Here is a 17816-nt window from a genome sequence, read left to right on the forward strand (position 1 = left end):
CGGGACATGGTACGGCACGCCTGAGTTCACGTTCACGGCGGTCGGCGGGTTCGGGGCCGGGACGGTTGCCGGATACCGATACGCGTGGGTGCAGAGCGCGGGATACACGTTCACCGGCGCCGAGCCGATATGGAACACGAGTGATCTGGTCGCGGCGGCGTCGGCCGACGGCGGATGGTATCTGCACGTACAGGGGCTGAATGCGCAGGGCGATGCGAACGGGACGCTCGCGCTCGGGCCGTACAACTTCGACGGGACTCCGCCGGAGAACCCGACGTCGGCGGTCGAGGTCGGCGGGGCCGCGGACGGCGAGTGGCAGTCGCTGGTATCCGACCCGTCGTTCACGTGGAGCGGCGCATCGGACGCGCTCTCGGGAATCGGCGGGTACTACGTGTACTTCGGCGAGGCCGACGACGGCACGTCGGAGAATCAGGTGACCGCGGCGGCGTACGATCCCCCAGCGGCAGACACCGGGACTTACTACCTGAGGGTCTGCGCGGTGGACGGCGCAGGCAACCGGTCGCCCGACTGGGTGACACTCTTCACCTTCAAATACGACGGCACCGCGCCGGTCACGACAGTGATTGACGATGGGCCTTACACTGCCGATAAGGATCGCCTGCACGTGATCTGGTACGCATCCGATGCGGAGACAGGCATCGTGGAATACCGGTACGCGGTCGGCACTGCGGTCGGGGGCGATGACGTAGTCGCCTGGACCTCTGCCGGAACGGCCGAGGAAGCTGCGATCAGCATCCCGGAGCCCGGACTGCAGGAGGGGCTCACGTACTACGTCTCAGTGATGGCAAAGAACGGGGCCGGCGCCTGGGGTGACGTCGGGTCATCCGACGGCATCCAGCTCTCCGGAGCGTCAATGACTATCTCGGCGGCGAAGGCCCTGGCGGACGGGACACCGGTCACTCTGGCCGGCAAGACCATTTCCGCTGACTTCATGAACAGCTACTATATCCAGGAACTCGACCGGTCTTCCGGAATTCTGGTTATGGGAGCCGGACCGAAGGCCGGATCGCTGGTGACCATCGGCGGTGTCATGGGCGCGAACGCCATGGGTGAACGCGCCATAATGGAACCGGTCACCTCCATCCTCTCGATTCCGGAGTCCGGCTCTGGGCCGGACGGCGTACTGATGCTGTCCAGGAACGTCGGTGGCGGCGATCTCAACGCCTGGACCTTCGGCGTCACGGGCGGAATCGGGCCGAACAACGTCGGCCTGCTGGTGAAGGTCATCGGCAGGGTGTCTGGTCTCGAGGATTATCAGTTCTTCGTGGAAGACGGGTCGTCTGGAGGGCCGATCAAGGTCATCGCATACGGGGTTGACCTCTCTGGTCTCTCAGCGGGAGACACCGTGATCGTCACGGGTATCTCGTCTCTCGAGTACGACGGTTCGGGTCGCAAGGCGCTGATCCGCGTGGCGAGTGCGAGCGGAGTACAGAAGAAGAACTGAGGAATCCGATATCGGTTCGTGGGCTTGGGGCGGGACTCACACTCTCGCCCCAACTTCTGTCTCTCCGTGATGACGGATTTAGCGGTGTGAGACGCCGGCGGATACTCATGCAGACTCACGGCAGGAACACCGCGTTCCGTGGGCGAACCTGTTGACGTGACAGAGGCCGTCGTGCAGTGGAACCTGCCGTCTGGGGCGGTTCCTGCGTGCGCGGCCTGCATTCCGCACGGGAGGTGCGAGCATGTTCTATTATGTGCTTCAGGTCTGCAAGGCGCTCATAGTCATAGGGGCGCTCAACTGGGGTCTGGTGGGATTCTTCGGGTTCGATCTGGTGGAGGCGATCTTCGGCAAGAAGAGCGTGCTGTCCCGGGTCGTGTATGCCCTCGTCGGCCTTGCGGCGCTGGTCCACGTTCTGGCCTACCTAGCATGGAAGCTCAGGTTGTACGGCGCGTGACGCGGCCCGGCGCGCCGTTCTTGCCCGGTCGAAACGCGACGGCTCGGCGCTCCGGCCCGTCAGGCTCTTGTTCTACTGCCCGATAGGGGCCAGGTGAACGACGCCGTCCACGATGTATGCTATCCACTTGCCGTCGGGTGACCAGGACGGCTGGCCCTCGATTTCGGGGGTGTCGGTCAGCCTCTGCACGACCGTGCCGTCGTCGCTGGCGATCCACAGGTCTGATGATGTGATCTCGTGCCCGTCGTCCGTCGTCCTCTCGAAAACGATGTAGGCCCCGTCCGGCGACCAGGCCGGGTTGGAGCCGTTGCCGAGTTCTATCACGTTCGTGGTGTCGCTGCTCGCGATGTAGAGGTTGCCGCTCAACCCGCTGACCGCATAGTCGCCTCTTCCATCGCCGACGGGGTTGAAATACCCGGGTTCACCTTCTACGTCGAGGAGTTTCCTGCGGTTGCCGTTCTCGTCCACGACCCAGAGCAGGTTGTCCGGGTCGGTGTACAGGCTTCCCGCGGAGAGCGCGGCATCGGACTTTCGAGGCTGCGAGACCAGCAGGCCGAGCGCGGTGAACGTGGCCCCGGTGATCCGGCCCATCAGCATCGCTCCGGTGACCGCGGCGGCCTTTGAGAGAGTGCCGTTGCCCCCGGACAGGCTCCGCGAGCGCAGTACCTTGCCGTCCTTGTCAACGGTGACCAGTTCGTCTCCCGAACGATAGGTGATGCCGTCCTTGTCCCACGTCGGAGGGAGCAGATCGTTCAGGGTCGGGGTGATCTCCCGACTCTCCCCGTCGCGCCCGGCGACGTTCAGGCGCATGCCCATTCCCTCCTCGTCCCTCGTGCGGTATGCGATGTTCCGGCCGTCGGGCGACCAGGCGAACTTCCAGCCTGCGAGAGGCGCGTCGGATATCTGGCGCAGATTGCCGTAGACGTCTGCGATGTACAGCCCGCCGTACTTGTCGCCGGCGAGCGCGATGCCCTGTCCGTCCGGAGCCCACTTCGGCGAGGCGTATACTCCCTGCAGGCCGAGCTTCACGCTGTCGCCGAGGGTGAATGCCGCTGCCGTGCTCGGCAGGGCGGCCAGAAAGGCGGCCGCCGAGAGCCAAGTCAATCGCCTGCACGCTCTCATCACTTTTCCTCCTGGAGCGCCGAACCGGGAAGCTTCGGGTTGTAGACCGATGTCATCGTGAACCTCATGCCGACGTCGTGAGCCAGCAGTTCCTGTTCCTTCTTGAACTGCTCCGCGACTTCGGGATGCGTGTCAGCCGGTGCCGCCGCCTCTGAGGCATCAATCCTATTCGCACCCAGGTCCGCGGTTATCTCGACCGTACCGGAAACCCGCGCTATCCTTCCCTCCTCGTATGCGAAGTGCATGTAGAACTCGCCCCTCTCGGTGCCGGACAGGACTCGAGCATCCACTTCGGCGGTAGCCGCGGCATTCGGCTCTCCCTCCGGCGAGTTGCCGGGTTTCAGTTTGAACGGCGTCTCGTAGCTCGTTGTGATCTTGGCGCAGTCCGCCGAATCCAGAACCTCGAAGCCTTCGAGCCGGGACGTTGCCTTTGCCGTGATCGGGTCCTGCCCGGGCAGTTCTATCTTGTACTCGTGTTCCCACGTGTCTCCGGCTTTGAGTTCCTTATCAGGGAAACCGGTCGAAATGAGTTGCGTCAGTGTCTTCGACATCTCCTGCTGACCTTGGGAGTCGGCGGACACGGCGAGCTCCTCCAGGCCGCTCAGCTTGCTGACTTTTCCGGCCTTGTCCATCTCGAATCGCAGGGACGGTATCGTGAGTGTGATCTCGCCGAAGTCGGGCAGGGTGAGCGCTCCCCTTATCATGTGCCATTCCATCGTCCATGGGCCGCCCTCCGGTGACTCGGTCTTGGCGCGCTGGAGGAACGTGAGTTCGCTCCTGGTCTCGAGTTTGGACTTCTCGGTCTGGCCCGCGAGGCGGAAGGAACCCTTGCCGATGATGGTCATGTCGTACCGTTGGTACTCACCGGGTTTGAACTTGTACTCGAGTCGCAGGCTCTCGGGAGGTGATGCTACTGCTCCGCCTTCGTCCGCCGAAGTCTGGGCGTCAACCGCCAGCGCTGCGGACGAGAGGAGCAGGAAGGCTGAGACCACTGTAAGAGAACGGCGGATGCTTGGCATGATCACTCCTGTGCACGTTCCTCTCCGGAGCGCGCGAGACGGGTTGTGCTGGAACGGGTATGGATTGGAGAGGGATACCCGAGTGCCCCGTGCCGTGGGGTATCCCTCTCGGCGAACTCTACTGATACGTTACGACGTCCGAATCGCGTCGCGGTCGAAGCAGCCTGATAAGGTCGGCTCCCGCGGTTTCGACGCTGCTCACGCCGGTGATCCTGACGTACTGGTTGACTGCCGGCGGAGATGCCAGCGTTGTCGTATCTACTTTCACCCCGATGAAGCCGGACCCGTCGTCGAGGTTGGATCCGTCGTCAATGTAGCAGAATCCGGGCTCCGAGTGCGTGACGCGTCCTGCGGTGGAGACCAGAAGCCCGACGTTGTTCGGGCCCTGCGCGCCGGCGAGTCCGGGCGTATAGGTGTTGAGCGATCCGCCTCCGAGATAGCGGTTGCCGAGGAGGATCGAGGCGGGAACTCCCGCCGCGCCGCCGGAGTAGATTGACGCGTCCTGCATGGTCCGCTCGCCCCCGACGGTCGCCATTGTTCCCGCGACGGTCAGCGCGTATCCTTCGCCCGGGCCGACGCCTTCCACCCGCATTCCGGATGATCTGTCGCTCTCCTCGATGTAGAACTCACCCGAGAAGTCGGCTGCGGCCACACCCGTGAGTATGGCGAGAAGCGTACCGTCGGGGAAGCCCTTGGCCTCCGCTATATTCGCAACGGCCTGCACGACCTGAATGCCGTCGGACATGCCGATGGCCCCCTGAAGCCCGAGACCGTTCTCTGCCTTGACGGAGAAGTAATACGTCTGTCCAACGCTCAGGGAGAGGCCGTTCTCCTCGGCCGACTGCGACGCGGCCTGCGTCCAGCCGAGCACATCCGTCGCGCCCGGGTTCGTGCCGATCGCATACCAATACTTAGTGATCCCGGACTCCGAGTCGTCCGCTCCCCACCATGAAGCCCCGAGCCGGGTCTTGGAGGCGCTGTACTTCCCTTCGTCCAGTACGACCGGTGCAGTCGGCGGTGTAATGTCATACTGATACGGGCCGAGATCAGCCGTCCCGTTCGGCACGCCGTCGGCGTTCAATCCCTGGAGGTGAAGGTACCAGCTTCCTCCTGAAGTGGCGGCCAATGGAAGGTCGCCGCTCGACCAGACGGACTCCGAGCCGGTGAAGGAATGCGTGCCGCTTTGGTTCCACGCGTAGCGGTACGAGTCCACGCGGCCGTCGCCGAACCCGCCCACCGCGGCAAACGCGAAGTCGGGTGTTCCGTACCAGGTGGAGACCGACCGGTTGCAGGCGACGTTCGATGAACTCGGCGGCACCGAGAGCGTCCACCTGGTCGCCGCGGCCGAAGACAGGCTGTTCAGCGTGCCGTTGTACGCCTTCGCGTAACGGGTGTAGGCCGTGTTCGGCGCGAGGCCGGACTCGTCAAGGCTGAAGACCGTGCCTGTCCCGTTCTGAACGTTAGCCGTCCCCTTCACGGTCTGGCCTGCGTCGAGCAGCCTGAACCCCATCTCCCTGTTGGAGGTGTCGGTAAGGGTCCAGCGGATGCTGCTCGTGGAGAGGGCGACCGGCGCGCCCATGGTGGGAGGGGTCGGCGCCGTCGCGTACATCGCGCAGTCGTCGAACCATGCGGTCTGGTTCACCCGATAGTGAAACCCGTAGGCTACCATACTCATCCCGAAAGTCTGGGTGTCGATGGTTCTCTCCGCCGTGCACACAAGCGAGTCATCAATGTAGAACGCCACCTCGTTTCCGGACCCGGTGTATGGCTGGACGTCTATCGTCAGCTTGTGCCATCCGACGGCCCGAGCCCTGGCCGCCGCTCCCGGCCAGTACCATCCGGTGCACCCCGCACCGCACACCTTGTAGTACCCGCCGCTGTAGGTGCTGAACGATCCCGGCGCCACGGAGTAAGTGCCGAGATAGTATATCGCCTTGACCGCGCCGGATCCGTCGAGGCACCTGACCTGGAGTCCCTGCCGGCTGCTGTCGTACGACGCAGGGTCGTAGAACCAGCTCTCGAACTTCGCCGCCGCGAAAGCGGGCGTGAAGGTATGGCCGAGCAGACATCCCAGAGTCGAGATGCCGGAGTCAACAGTTCTGATCGACCCGCTTCCGGCAAACGTTCCGTGGTTCACCCCGCCGTCCCAGACCGGTGGATTCGGGGAGGTCATGGGACTTTGTACGATGGCTTGCCAGAGGTTGCCGTCTATGGAGCCGAAGCCGTCCTGGAAAATCGGCACCGTGCTGGGATGCGTGCCTCCCGTCGCCGTGTTCGAGGCCCCTGACACGTTGCCGGCGACGTCGTATGCCTTCACGAAGTAGCTGTAACTCGTGTTCTGGGTCAGCCCGTTGTCCTGGTAAATCGTCGAGGACGTCCTGCCGACCTCGGCGCTGTTGCGGTAGACTATGTAGCCCGCCAGCCCCGAGCCGCCGGTGTCGGTAGATGCGCTCCACGACAGGTTGATCTGTGACGGGGACGCGCCGACCGCGGTCAGCCCCGACGGGTTTGTCGGCGCGGTGGTATCCGTCGGGGTAAGGCTGAAGTCCTTGGTCGTCGTCTGGCCCGCAGTTACCGCAGCCGTCCCGGAGGCGGAAGCGAAGCCGGCTTTCGAGACCGTAAGCGTGTAGGTCGCGGCGTCGAGGTTGCTGAATGTATATACCCCGGAACTGTTGGTTGTGGTGGATGCCCCGCCGCTGACGGAGACGTCGGCTCCCGAGATGACTTGGCCGTTGGCCGCGTTACGCACCGTGCCGGTGATAGTCCCCTTTGCCGGGGTAACGGTGATCTGGAAATAGACGCCGCCGTATCCGAACCATGCGGTGCCTTCCTTAACGAGCCGCCAGTACTCGGTGTAGACGCCCGGGGTCTGCGGCGCCGTCATGATGAAGCTGAAGCGTCCTATTCCGTTCGGCCCCACGGAGCTCTGGTCGAGGCTGGTCGGTCGGTTCGGTCCTATCCAGTTGCCGGCGGTGTAGAACGGGCTGCTCCTGTCCTGCGGGTTCCAGGTCCCGAGCCGCACCGGGTTGCTTCCGCCGGTGTACCATGTCTCCGTGCCGGTGTTCTTGTACTCCACCCAGACGATGGCGGTGCTGCCGGCCATCATCGTCGCCTGGTACGACTGGTTGTTGTAGGACGAATCGAGTGCCACGCCGCCCACGTCGTAGACCGGCTGCCCGTAGTGGGCCTGCATCGCGTGCAGGTAGGCTCTCGCGGCCTCATGCCGATAGGCGGGGTTGCCGAGCTTTGAGGCGTCGGTCGGATTGCTGATGAATGCCACCTCGGCGAGTATCGCCGCCATGTTCGTGTACGAGAGAACGTAGAAGGTAGCCGTCTTGTTCCCGCGGTTGTAAGTGCCCATGTGCGACACCAACTCGGCGTTCGTCCTGTTCCTGAGGTCGTACGCCGTCGAGCTGTCGTCTGGGTGGCAGAAGGTCTCGGTCCCGTTCGCCGAGGGGTCGCTGAAGGAGTTGCAGTGCGTGCAGAGGAACCTGTGCGCGCCGAAGTTATTCGCGATGTCGCATCGGCCCTGCAGCGACACGTAGGTGTCCGTCGTTCTGGTCATCACGACGGTTGCGGCATCGAGCTGGAACATATCCCTGGTTCGAAGGCCTATGTCCAGGTTGATGTCGGATTCCCTGAGTCCGTTGCCGACCGCGCCGGGGTCCGACCCGCCGTGCCCCGGGTCTATGCATATCTTTGCCCCGGAAAGCGTGGCTGATAGCGGCAGGCAGCACGTTGCGCAGAGCAACAGGCTGACAAGCAGAGTGGTCATTCTCATGTTTCAGCACCTCTCTAGATAACTTGCGTAGCGATCACGGGGTCTCGCCGACGCGTCACGGAACTTGGGGATTCGTTCGCAGCCCCTGGCGCGGAGCGGCGGCGCGGGGATGACCTGAGCGCCACTACTCCACTCTAGCCGTCATGGCACACATTTCCACCCGGACAGCCCAGAACAGGCAACAATACCGGGTTTCGCGTCCTCCGGCGTCCGCCGGAACCTCTCTCCAGGGGCTCGGGCGGACGGTCCGGGGAGGCTCCGAGCCTCCCCGGACGACGATCGCGAGATGTCAGTTCTTGTGCCACTTGACCGCGTCGGCGACCACGACGTATCCGCTTCCTGTCCAGCAGGAGAGCTTCGTCGGGTAGCCGGTCCCGGTCCCGAGGTTGAACGCGCCGAGGCTGTTCCACTTCCCGCCGTTCACCTGCTGGTTGACCGAGACGGTAGTCGTTCCGCCGGTGTTGGTCACCAGGTAAGGCGCGGACGGCGAGCGGTTCGTCCCCTGCGGCCACCATGCGTAGACCGTCCAGGAGCCCGACGCTGTGATGTTCGGCGTGAACGACGCTGCGTCGGAGACGGCCGCGGTGCTGCGGAACCTGTAACTCGTACCGTACTTGTCGGTCGAGGAGGTGCCGGTCGACCAGTTGGCGCTGCACGAGAACGACCCGCTGGTGTTGTCAATGATGATGTCAGCAACCGTGGCCGGGTCGTGCGGGGTCTCGCCGTAGTGGCTCTGAGTGCCGTGAAGGTAGGCGCGTGCAGCCTCCTGACGGTAGCTGGCGTTGCCCAGTTTCGCTGCGTCCCCGGCATTGTCTATGAATGCCACCTCTCCCAGGATCGCCGGCGCGACGGTGTTGACCAGCACGTAGAAGTTGGCGGTCTTGACGCCGCGGTTGTAGGTCCCCATGTGCGAGACGATCTCGGGATTGACCCTGTTTCGCAGATCCGCTGCAGTCCCGGACGACGAGTACGAGAACGTCTCCGTGCCGTAGCCGCCGCCCGCGTTGCAGTGGGTGCATATGAATCTGTTAGCGCCGAAGTTGTTCGAAATGTCGCAGCGTCCCTGGAGCGAGACGTACACGTCGGTCGAACGGGTCCTCTTCGTGCTGGCGCCGTCCAGAACGAAGAGGCTGTTCATTCTGTTGCCGATGTCGAGGTTGATCGTCTTCTCCTGAAGGCCGTTGCCAACCGCGCCCGGATCGGACCCGCCGTGGCCCGGGTCGATGCAGATCTTCTGCCCCGCCACCCCGCCGAAGGCGAAGCCGGCGGACAGAACAAACGCCGTCATCAGAGCGATTGTGAGTACCTTCTTCATCTGTTGAATCCTCCTTTTCGCTTACCCAGCAAACCAAGCAGATATGCACTCCTACTTGCCAGTTCTCCTTCGCACCACCTCCCTGTAGTGTCGGAATCGGCGTCGAAACGGACGCCGACGGTCCCTGTCGCTATTGGTACTCCACTGTGAATCGGACGAAGTCGCTCGAGCTCGAGTAGCTCGAGGTCCTCGTCACGTACTGTCTCAGCCTGATTCCTCCGGTCGAAGAGATGTAGGCCGCGGGCGAGGTGGTGGTCCAGTTCACGGTAGTGTCGGTCGTGCCCACCGTGCGGCTGTCTATCTGCACCCACGAAGACGTGGTCCAGTTGTACGCGTAGAGCTTCTGATTGAGCGAAGCGGAGAGCTTGCCGTCGAAGGTCAGCGTCAGCTTGCTGACACTCGCCGGGGCCTCCGATATCGTCACCGCGGCGTACCAGTCGACCAGGTAGTTCTTGCTGACCCTGGCCGCGTTGAGGACGTAGTACGACGAGTCGTTGGCCGCGAGATTGCCGACTCCTCCGGACACCACGGTACCCCTGGTTCTCGTGATGGATGTCGGGGCATAGTTCTTCACCTGCACGCCGCCTGGAGTCGTCGCCTGGGCCGGGCCGCTCTGTGCAGATTCGTTAGCCGCCGCATCGTACGCGCTCACCGTGTAGGTGTAGGTCGTGCTCGGCGAACAAGTGGTGTCGGAGTAGCTGGTGGTCCCACTCGTGCCGATCTGCGACCCTCCGCGGAAGACCTTGTACCCCGCCACTCCGACGTTGTCGGTCGAAGCGTTCCAGGTCAGGTTGATCTGGGTCTGCGAGACCGCAGTGGCCGTGAGGCCGGTCGGAACCGTAGGGGCCTGCGTGTCGGGCGCGCAGTAGACGAACTTCACCGCGTCGGCCATGACGTTCAGCGACGTCTCGTTGGTCCCGTTTCCGAGTTTTATGTATCCTGCGGTGCCGACTGCAAACGGCTTGGCGGCGGCGAGGAGATTCCACTGCCCGCCTCCTGTCTGCTGGTTCACGTTCACAGTTTGGCTGCCGCCGTTCCAGTAGACCGTGTATGGGGCCTTGGTCGAGCGGTTGCTCCCCTGCGGGTACCAGCAGTACGTGTCGTAGCTGCCCGCCGTGAGGATGCTCGGCGTCCATCTCGCCCACTTCGTCTCGCTGGTGGCCGTGGTGCAGTAATAGTAGTCGCTGCCGTACTTGTCAGTTGCGGCAGTACCCGTGGTCCACGCCCCGGAGAGCGTGCAGGCCGGGTTGTCTATGATGATGTCGGCGACGGTGTCGCCGGCGGCGGTCGTGAACGTGTAGTCGCCCGACACGGCCTGGTTGCCGGCGCCGTCCTTCGACTTGACGCGATAGTGATAGAGCGTGCTCGCGGTCAGGCCGGTTAGCTGTACCGTGTGAGAAGTGACTAGCGCGGGATTCTCGGTGGTCAGACTGCCGTAAGATGTGGTCGGCCCATACTCCACCTGGCTTGTCGCGGCCTCGTCGGTCGCCCACTGAATCTTGGCGTTCGTCGCCTGCACGTCAGTCGCCCCTACACCCGAGATCATCGGGGGCGCGGCGTCCGTTCCGACAACGAGGTTGAGAGTCGCAACCTGCCCGGCCGTGATCGTGACTTGACCGGTGCCGTTCGTATAGCCTGCCGCCGAAGCCGTCACGGTATACGTTCCGGGGGCAAGGTCCACGAAGCCGTAGAACCCCGTGCCGCTGTTCTTCGCGGACTGGGTGGACACCGTCACGGTCGCCGGGTAGACGACCGCGCCGGAGGAGTTCTTGACCGTCCCCTTCAGGAACCCGAGGGTCGGGCTGGCTATCCAGCTCATGGTCGGCACTGCCTGCGGAGTCGCAAACGGGCCCGCCAGCAGCGCGGCCTTGAAGGCGTCCCTGTCTACGGTGCCGCTGTTCGTCACCCTGTAGCTGTAAGCCTGTACGCCCGGCAGCGGCTTGGCCTGCGCGTAGGCGATCTGCGTCATGGAGTTGGAGACCGTGTTCAGGTACGACCCCTGGGCAACGTAGATGTGATGGCCGTACTGCTGGTTGGCGTACGTGTCGACCCAGCCGTTGAAGGTGCTGTTTGTGGCCGTGTAGGCCATCGGGCTTCCGTAGTCCAGGTAGTGCTTCTGCATCCAGAGGTCCCAGTTCTGGAAGTAGGTGTTGCTGCCCGTGGTCGAGGAGTTCCATATCGCGGCGCCCATCTTGATGGTCGGCTTGACCGCCTTGGCCTCAAGGTACATTCTCTTGACCAGGTTTGTCACCTGGTCGCGCCTCCAGTTGGACCACTGAGCGTCGCCGCTCGAAGGCTGTCCCGAGAGACCGTACTCCGCGTTGTATCGAGCCACGGAGGTGGGGTTGTAGCCCCAAGTCGTGCCCGGGTAGCGGATGTAGTCAAGGCAGAAACCGTCAATGTCGTAGTTGTTGATGATCTCCATGAACACGTTGGTGTGCCAGTTCTCGACTTCCGGGTGCCCGAAGTCCAGGTAGCTCATGTTGCTCCCGTCGAACATCGCGCCGGTGTCGGTGAGGGAGAACCACTCCGGGTGCGTGTTGAAGACGTGGTTGGGTACTGTGGTCGCGGGAGGAGTCTGGCTGGTCCATACGCGTCCGACCACCACCCATGCGTGGACCTCCAACCCCCGCGCATGGGCCTTCGCCACGATGTCCGCCAGGCAGTCGTAACCTGCTTGCGGCGTGACGTTGATCCCCGTCGGCTCGTACGACGAGGTGTAGTAAGCGTCACCTCGCTTGCGCATCTCGACGATGACGGTGTTGGCGTTGCACGCCGCTGCGTAGTCGAGCATGGCGGTGGTCGCCGTCGGGTTTTCATAGCCCGACCCCCAGGCGTCTACCCAGAACGCCCGGTGCTCGGCGGCTCCTGCGGGTGCGGCAGCGCACGCGAGAGCCAGCGCGAGCAGAAGAATCACTGCCCATTTCGTGTCCGACATCTGATAGCACTCCTTTCGATGGTCGGGGGAGCCCATCTCGCTCCCGATAGCGAAGCTGATAGTGGAGAGACTGGTGTGTTGCACCCGCCGCGGCGCAAACCGGCGAGATTCGGGCGTGGGCCTGCCGGGAGACACGAACGGCGCGGTGCGGAAGATGCTTGTGAGAGATGTTGGATCGGGCCTCCGCGCGCAAACTCTGCACGGACGCCGGTGTTGAGGATCAGTCGTGCTTGGTCTTGCATGGCGAAAGAAACGCGGCTGGTCGAATGAGCCCTTCCCGGGTCCTTGTGTCTCCGGGCGCGATCTTCCGAAGCGCGCTGGATGTTCCGCCGGGCCCGCGCGGTTCATGCTCTCGTTCGAGCTCACCCGCACAGGACTCGGCCAGTCAGCGCACTATCCCTGTGAAACATTTTCTACCATACTCTCCAAAATGTCAAGTGCCCGCAGCAGTTTTTTTCGGTCGCTCGCATGAAGGCGTTCGGTTACCCGTCCGACCGCATTGACAGATCAGACCTCGCGGTGTAATCTGTCGGCGGGTCCGCACGAAGGAGGTGCGTCCAAATTGCCGTTCACTCTGTCGCGGGGGTTCCTGCTGTTCTCTCTCGTCCTGCTCTTTGTTCCGGGAGCGAGTGCCGAAGACCAAGGCAACTCGGCGGCCGAACTGGCGACCACCGGACGCCGGCTGGAGGGCGTCGGGAAGCTGAAGTGGACCGACGGAATGTGCACGTTCATCGGATCGCTGAACGCCTGCCTGAACTATGTTGGGGAGAAGACGACATATCCTTATCTGATGGGTGTCTCTGGGGCGGCGTTTGCCACTCGCTTCCATCCGGCATGGTCCGCTTCCTCCGCCGACGCCGCGCTTGACGATCGGCACGCCTCTTTCGCGCTGGCGGCCGTCGGTTACTCGTACTCCTGGTCGGACGGCGGCCGTGAGGCCGTGGTGCGCGGTATAGACGCCGGAGTGCCGGTGGTTGCAGCCGGGCTCTCCCGGTCGAACCACTGGGGCTTGGTGACGGGCTACAGGTTCGACGGGGAGTCGTTTCTCTGCCGGCGGTACGGAGACGAGTCCGACGACTACTCGGCCAGCGACAAGGTCCCCTCCAACGCGTTGGTCCTTCTTCGGAGGCGCGAAGCACCCTCTATCGTCCGCGGCGCCCGTGACTCCGTCGCGCGGGCCGTCGGGTTTGCCCGAGGCGATACTGAGCCGAAGGACGCAGGGTACGCCGCCGGTTTTGCCGCGATGGACGCCTGGATCGAAGCCTTGAGATCACGGAGGCTGCGCTCGATGTCGGGGAAGGATCTCGAGTCCACAGCGACCGTCAACGCGTGGCTGTTCAACAGCCTCATAGACGCCAGATACGCGGCGGTGACCTATCTCAACTGGGTGGCTACCGTGGCCAAGGGTGACGCAAGAGCCTCCTGCGCTGAGGCGGCGTCTCTATACGGGCAGGAAGTGGACGTCCTGAAGGAGGCGCGCGCCTGCGTCAGATACCCGCAGAACGTGGCGTCGGGCCCGAAGTGGTCCGTTGAGACGCGCGCGTGCCAGGCGGAAGCACTCCGTAACGCGCTGGTGAAGGAGAGAGCCGCCGTAGAGGCTCTGGAGCGGGCGCTCGCCGATCCCGACGGGTGGTAGAGGCGATGCCGTGAGCGACGCCGGCCTGGCAGTTCAGGCCGCCGAGGGCGGTCTTTCGCGCAGGCACTCTGCAGGCAGCGTCGCATCGAGCCGCGCCTCGATCTGACCCGTGATCTCGACCCCTGCTGCGTCGAGCGCCAGCAGCAGCGCGCCGACGACTGGCTCGTACCTCGGCGTGATCACCCGTGCCTTCGGTGCGACGGGCAAGATCGTCTGCTTGACCGTCTCGATCAGCAGAGGCCCCTTGCCCTTGAAGACGCTTCCGGCGAGAACCACCTCGAGTTCCTCTTCGCAGAGGTCCAGTTTCCTGATGAGGGCGTTTGCGGAGACGCCGGCCTCTCTGCCGAACCGCACGATAAGTTCCCTCGCGACCTCGTCTCCATCGAAGGCCGCCTCGAAGCATATCGGGCAGAGTCCGGGAATCCTCTGATGCGGTTCGCGGTTGTAGTAGAGGTATCGCGCAAGCTCGTACAGGTCTTCGTAGCCGAAGAACTCAAGCACCTTCTGCTCCAGAACGGTCTTCCTGCCGCGGCCGTCCCACGATCGGTAGGCATGATGCAGCACCTCCCGGGCTATGGTGTGCCCTCCGCCGACGTCGCCGTACAGAAAGCCCTCCGATATGTACCGTACCTCTCGGCCGTCAAGGCCTATCCCCGCCCCGTTGAAACCGCTGCCCATTATCACGCAGACCCCGTACGGGCGAGTGACGCCCGCCCGCAGGCCCGCGATTGAGTCGTTCTTTACAGTGCATTCTCGGGCGACGTGAAGGTCCTCCATCGCCTCGGTGAGCATCTCAAAGTCCTCGGGGTAGAAGTCCGCTCCCGCAAGGGCGAACACTCCGTGCCGGACATCGGATTTCTCAGGCCCGCCCTGACGGAGGGCCCGCTCGACGCACTTCAGTATGTTCACCTTCGCGGTCTGCAGGCCGACGACTTCGTAGCTGCCCGGTCCGGCCTTTCCGAACCCGACGATCGTGCCGTCCATGTCGGCCGCAAGGCAGAACGACTTGCTGCCTCCCGCATCAACGCCGATGACGTAACTCACGTAAACCTCCGGATCACCTTCCAGCCGTCCTGAACTGCGGCAGATACTCAGCGTTAGCCTCGAGTATCCTGTCCAGCAGGGACTTCGCCGTCGTGTAGGACGGGACCAGCGGGTGCGACACCAGCGCCTGCAGGGCGGTCCGCCGCGACCCGGTTACAGCCGCCCGAACCGCTAGTTCCTCGTACGATTTCACTGCCTGCAGCAGCCCGCGAATCTCCAGTGGAACATCTCCTATCGCCAGGGGATGCGCCCCCGAGCCGTCCACCACGCAGTTCGTCTCGATCGCGCACTCGGACGGCAGGCAGGGAATCGTGCTCCCGTTCCGTGTGTTGACTATGTGCAGTTCCTTCTTGTCGTTGTAGATCGCGCTGGCCAGGGATACTGCGGCGGTCGAGTAATGGGCGCCGCCGCGTTTCTCGAGCTCCTTCGGCTTCTTCTTCAAGTTCGGATCCTTGTACTTCTCGATCAGAGCGGCCTCGACTTCCGACACGATGTCCCCGCGGGTCTTCCCGGTCTTCATGAGCGCTTCGAACACCTTGTCCCTCGCGTAGTAGTAATGCAGGTATCCGTTCGGGATCATACCGTACGTTCTCATCCACGCGCGGTCCTCCTTCGGCCGGCCCGCGAGCGACTTCCTGACGGCTTCCTTGGTAACGTCCTTGCCCTTGACCGTGACCTTCGTGACCCAGCTGAGGTGGTTCAGCCCGACATACGCGAGGAGCAGGTCCTCCGGCCGAGCTGCGAGCTTCGTAGCGAGGCTCTTCGTCATACCGATCGGGACGTTGCAGAGGCCGATCACCTTGGTCTTCGTGTGCTTGAGAAGCGCCTCGGTCATGATGCCGCTCGGATTGGTGAAGTTGATCCACCATGCATCCGGCGCGAGCTTCTCGATGTCACGGGCGATGTCGAGCATGACCGGGACCGTCCGGAGCGCCTTCGCGAACCCGCCCGGACCGGTGGTCTCCTGACCGAGGATTCCGAATTCGAGCGGTATGTGCTCGTCCCTGATGCGGGCGGGTATGCCGCCGACCCTGATCTGTGTCACGACGAAGTCCGCGCCCTCCAGGGCCTTGCGGCGGTCGGTGACGAGCTGCACTCTGGCTCCGGTTCCGGCCTTCTCGACCATCCGCGCCGCAAGGCCGCCGACGATCTTGAGCTTCGCCTTGTCAATGTCCATCAGAGCGATGCTCGTGGCCGGCAGTTCCCTCCTCCGCTTGATGAACCCCTCGATCAGCTCCGGGGTATATGTGCTTCCCGCACCGATCACGCAGATCTTCAACGCATCCATACCATCCACCGCCTCGTTATGAAGTGCAAACGCCGTGGAGAACTCTCTATGGCAACTACATGGGATATTACGTCTCGACGGCTTCTCATCCTCCTCGCAAGAACTGTCTTTCGCGGTTGCGAAGCATTGAACATCGGAGTAGAATGCAGGCGTCCGAGGCTGCTATGGGGAAGGGTATATTCATGGACATGGTCCGGTCGTGGGTGCAGAAACGCGGGTATCTGTTTGCGGTTCTCTGTATCGCGAGCGCCACGGCGGTTTTCTACCCCGGCCGTGATTACTTCGCAAGACAGCAGTGGGCGCTGCTCTATCTTCCGGTGATCGTCCTTGTGGCAGGCACGAGCGGCAGCCGACCCGCGCTGGTCGCTGCGGTGCTGTCGTTTCTCGCATGGAACTACTTCTTTATCCCGCCGTATCACACACTGGTCGTCGCAGATCCGATGGACTGGCTTTCTCTCCTGGTCTTCCTGTTGGTGGGGATCACCATGGGTATGCAGACTGTCCGCATAAGGCGCAGGGAGTTGCAGGCGCTGCTGGGCGAGAGAGAGGCCATGTTACTCAATAGATTCAGTTCGCACCTGGTCACGGAAATGAACACTGCCGGGATGACGGATATGCTGCTGACGGAGATCGCGCAGTCTATGGGCGCGAACGCCGCTGCGCTCTATCTCTCGGACGACGAAGGGCAGTTCTCCTGTGCCGGACGATCGCCGTCTCTTCCCGCCGACTCAGCCGACGACATCGGCAGGCTGGCCGCCTGGGTCTTTGATCATGCAGAGGCGATCGGACTTCCCGCCGGCAGGGGTTCAGCGGGGAGCGACCTCGGCGTGTGGCCGATCTCCGTCAACCACAACGACATTGTGCCGGGGAGTACTCGCAGAGACCTGTTCCTCCCCCTTCAGACCGCGTCGCGGGTTGAGGGGGTGCTCTACGTGGGAGAGAAGACCGACGGGTCGGGCTACGCCCTGCACGATGCCAGACTGCTGGTATCCATCGTCAACCAGGCCGCCGCTTTTCGCGAGAGACGCCGCCTCCAGCACGCCGCCAACCAGGCGGCTGCTCTGAAGGAGGCCGACAGGCTGAAGTCCGCGTTCATGTCCTCGATCTCCCACGAGCTGAAGACGCCGCTTGCGGCGCTGACCGCCACGATCACCAGTCTGATCGAAGAGGATGTCGCCTGGGACCCCGATGCCATGAGGGCTGAACTCCGCGCAGTCAGTGAGGATTTGGACCGCCTGAACGACAGCATAGGTTCTCTCCTCGATCTGTCGAGGCTGGAGTCGAATGCCTGGGTGCCGCGGATTGAACCCTGTGAGGTCGGCGATATCATCGGTCTGGCGGTCTCCAGGGTCCGGGGCAAGCACAAGGAGCGAATAGACTTCTCGGTGCCGGACGATCTGCCGCTGATCTCGGTCGATTTCCATCAATGGGCGCGAGCGCTGGAGAACATCATCGAGAATGCGCTCGCGTACAGCGATCCCGACAAGTCCGTGTGCGTCGGGGCGTCCCACGACGCGGCTGGGACCAGGATCTGGGTAGAGGATCTCGGGCCGGGTATTGGCCCGCAGGAACGGACACGTGTCTTCGAGAAGTTCTATCGAGGCGACGCTGCCCGGAACGTGGCCTCGGGCACGGGTCTTGGTCTTGCCATCGCCAAAGAGATCGTTCAGTCCCACGGCGGTAGTATTTTTGTCGAAGACGTGCAGCCGCACGGCGCTCGGTTCGCCATTCTACTTCCTGATTCTTAGTTGGAG

The 17816-nt window shown here is 63.3% G+C and carries 11 protein-coding genes; 4 read left to right on the forward strand and 7 right to left on the reverse strand.

Translation table 11 applies throughout. The annotated features are described in order from the left end of the window. Both KBC96_03775 and KBC96_03780 read left to right on the forward strand, forming a co-directional pair. The coding region (locus KBC96_03775) for a hypothetical protein (protein MBP6963507.1) at positions 1-1465 on the forward strand (1465 nt) is incomplete at its 5' end. A gap of 241 nt (positions 1466-1706) precedes the next feature. Next, positions 1707-1919, forward strand: a complete 213-nt coding sequence (locus tag KBC96_03780) for a DUF378 domain-containing protein (protein ID MBP6963508.1) — start codon at positions 1707-1709, stop codon at positions 1917-1919. A gap of 72 nt (positions 1920-1991) precedes the next feature. On the opposite strand, the gene KBC96_03785 is transcribed toward KBC96_03780, so the two are convergent. From KBC96_03785 to KBC96_03805, 5 genes are all read right to left on the reverse strand, one after another. Continuing rightward, positions 1992-3041, reverse strand: a complete 1050-nt coding sequence (locus KBC96_03785) for a PD40 domain-containing protein (protein ID MBP6963509.1) — start codon at positions 3039-3041, stop codon at positions 1992-1994. After that, entirely contained in the window at positions 3041-4060 is a 1020-nt protein-coding gene (locus tag KBC96_03790; protein ID MBP6963510.1) for a hypothetical protein, read from the reverse strand. Before KBC96_03790 ends, KBC96_03785 begins: the two co-directional genes overlap by 1 nt. 118 nt (positions 4061-4178) lie before the next feature. Next, positions 4179-7841 (reverse strand): N-acetylmuramoyl-L-alanine amidase, encoded by a 3663-nt coding sequence (locus KBC96_03795; GenBank protein MBP6963511.1) that lies wholly within the window; start codon positions 7839-7841, stop codon positions 4179-4181. Positions 7842-8130: 289 nt separating this feature from the next. Continuing rightward, on the reverse strand, positions 8131-9156 hold the full coding sequence (locus KBC96_03800) for an N-acetylmuramoyl-L-alanine amidase (protein MBP6963512.1): 1026 nt from the start codon (positions 9154-9156) through the stop codon (positions 8131-8133). Positions 9157-9286: 130 nt separating this feature from the next. Beyond that, a complete protein-coding gene (locus KBC96_03805; GenBank protein ID MBP6963513.1) occupies positions 9287-12094 on the reverse strand; it encodes a family 10 glycosylhydrolase in 2808 nt (935 codons plus the stop codon). Between the two features lie 562 nt (positions 12095-12656). On the opposite strand from KBC96_03805, the gene KBC96_03810 reads away from it, so the two are divergent. After that, on the forward strand, positions 12657-13730 hold the full coding sequence (locus KBC96_03810) for a hypothetical protein (protein ID MBP6963514.1): 1074 nt from the start codon (positions 12657-12659) through the stop codon (positions 13728-13730). 33 nt (positions 13731-13763) lie between these two features. Here KBC96_03810 and KBC96_03815 read toward each other — a convergent pair whose 3' ends face one another. After that, positions 13764-14774, reverse strand: coding sequence for a kinase (locus tag KBC96_03815; protein MBP6963515.1), 1011 nt, complete (start codon positions 14772-14774; stop codon positions 13764-13766). 13 nt (positions 14775-14787) lie between these two features. Further along, positions 14788-16062 (reverse strand): 6-phospho-beta-glucosidase, encoded by a 1275-nt coding sequence (locus KBC96_03820; protein MBP6963516.1) that lies wholly within the window; start codon positions 16060-16062, stop codon positions 14788-14790. A 164-nt stretch (positions 16063-16226) separates the two neighbouring features. Between KBC96_03820 and KBC96_03825 the strand changes: the two genes are divergently transcribed. Further along, positions 16227-17810, forward strand: coding sequence for a DUF4118 domain-containing protein (locus tag KBC96_03825; GenBank protein ID MBP6963517.1), 1584 nt, complete (start codon positions 16227-16229; stop codon positions 17808-17810). Positions 17811-17816: the final 6 nt, after the last annotated feature.

The organism is Armatimonadota bacterium (genome assembly GCA_017993055.1).
Taxonomy (GTDB): domain Bacteria; phylum Armatimonadota; class UBA5829; order DTJY01; family DTJY01; genus JAGONM01.

Bases quoted from the DNA above. Each gene is read 5' to 3' on its own strand.
- KBC96_03790 (MBP6963510.1), bottom strand. From the start codon at position 4,060: ATGCCAAGCATCCGCCGTTCTCTTACAGTGGTCTCAGCCTTCCTGCTC.
- KBC96_03795 (MBP6963511.1), bottom strand. From the start codon at position 7,841: ATGAGAATGACCACTCTGCTTGTCAGCCTGTTGCTCTGCGCAACGTGC.
- KBC96_03825 (MBP6963517.1), top strand. From the start codon at position 16,227: ATGGGGAAGGGTATATTCATGGACATGGTCCGGTCGTGGGTGCAGAAA.
- KBC96_03805 (MBP6963513.1), bottom strand. From the start codon at position 12,094: ATGTCGGACACGAAATGGGCAGTGATTCTTCTGCTCGCGCTGGCTCTC.
- KBC96_03820 (MBP6963516.1), bottom strand. From the start codon at position 16,062: ATGGATGCGTTGAAGATCTGCGTGATCGGTGCGGGAAGCACATATACC.
- KBC96_03785 (MBP6963509.1), bottom strand. From the start codon at position 3,041: ATGAGAGCGTGCAGGCGATTGACTTGGCTCTCGGCGGCCGCCTTTCTG.
- KBC96_03780 (MBP6963508.1), top strand. From the start codon at position 1,707: ATGTTCTATTATGTGCTTCAGGTCTGCAAGGCGCTCATAGTCATAGGG.
- KBC96_03800 (MBP6963512.1), bottom strand. From the start codon at position 9,156: ATGAAGAAGGTACTCACAATCGCTCTGATGACGGCGTTTGTTCTGTCC.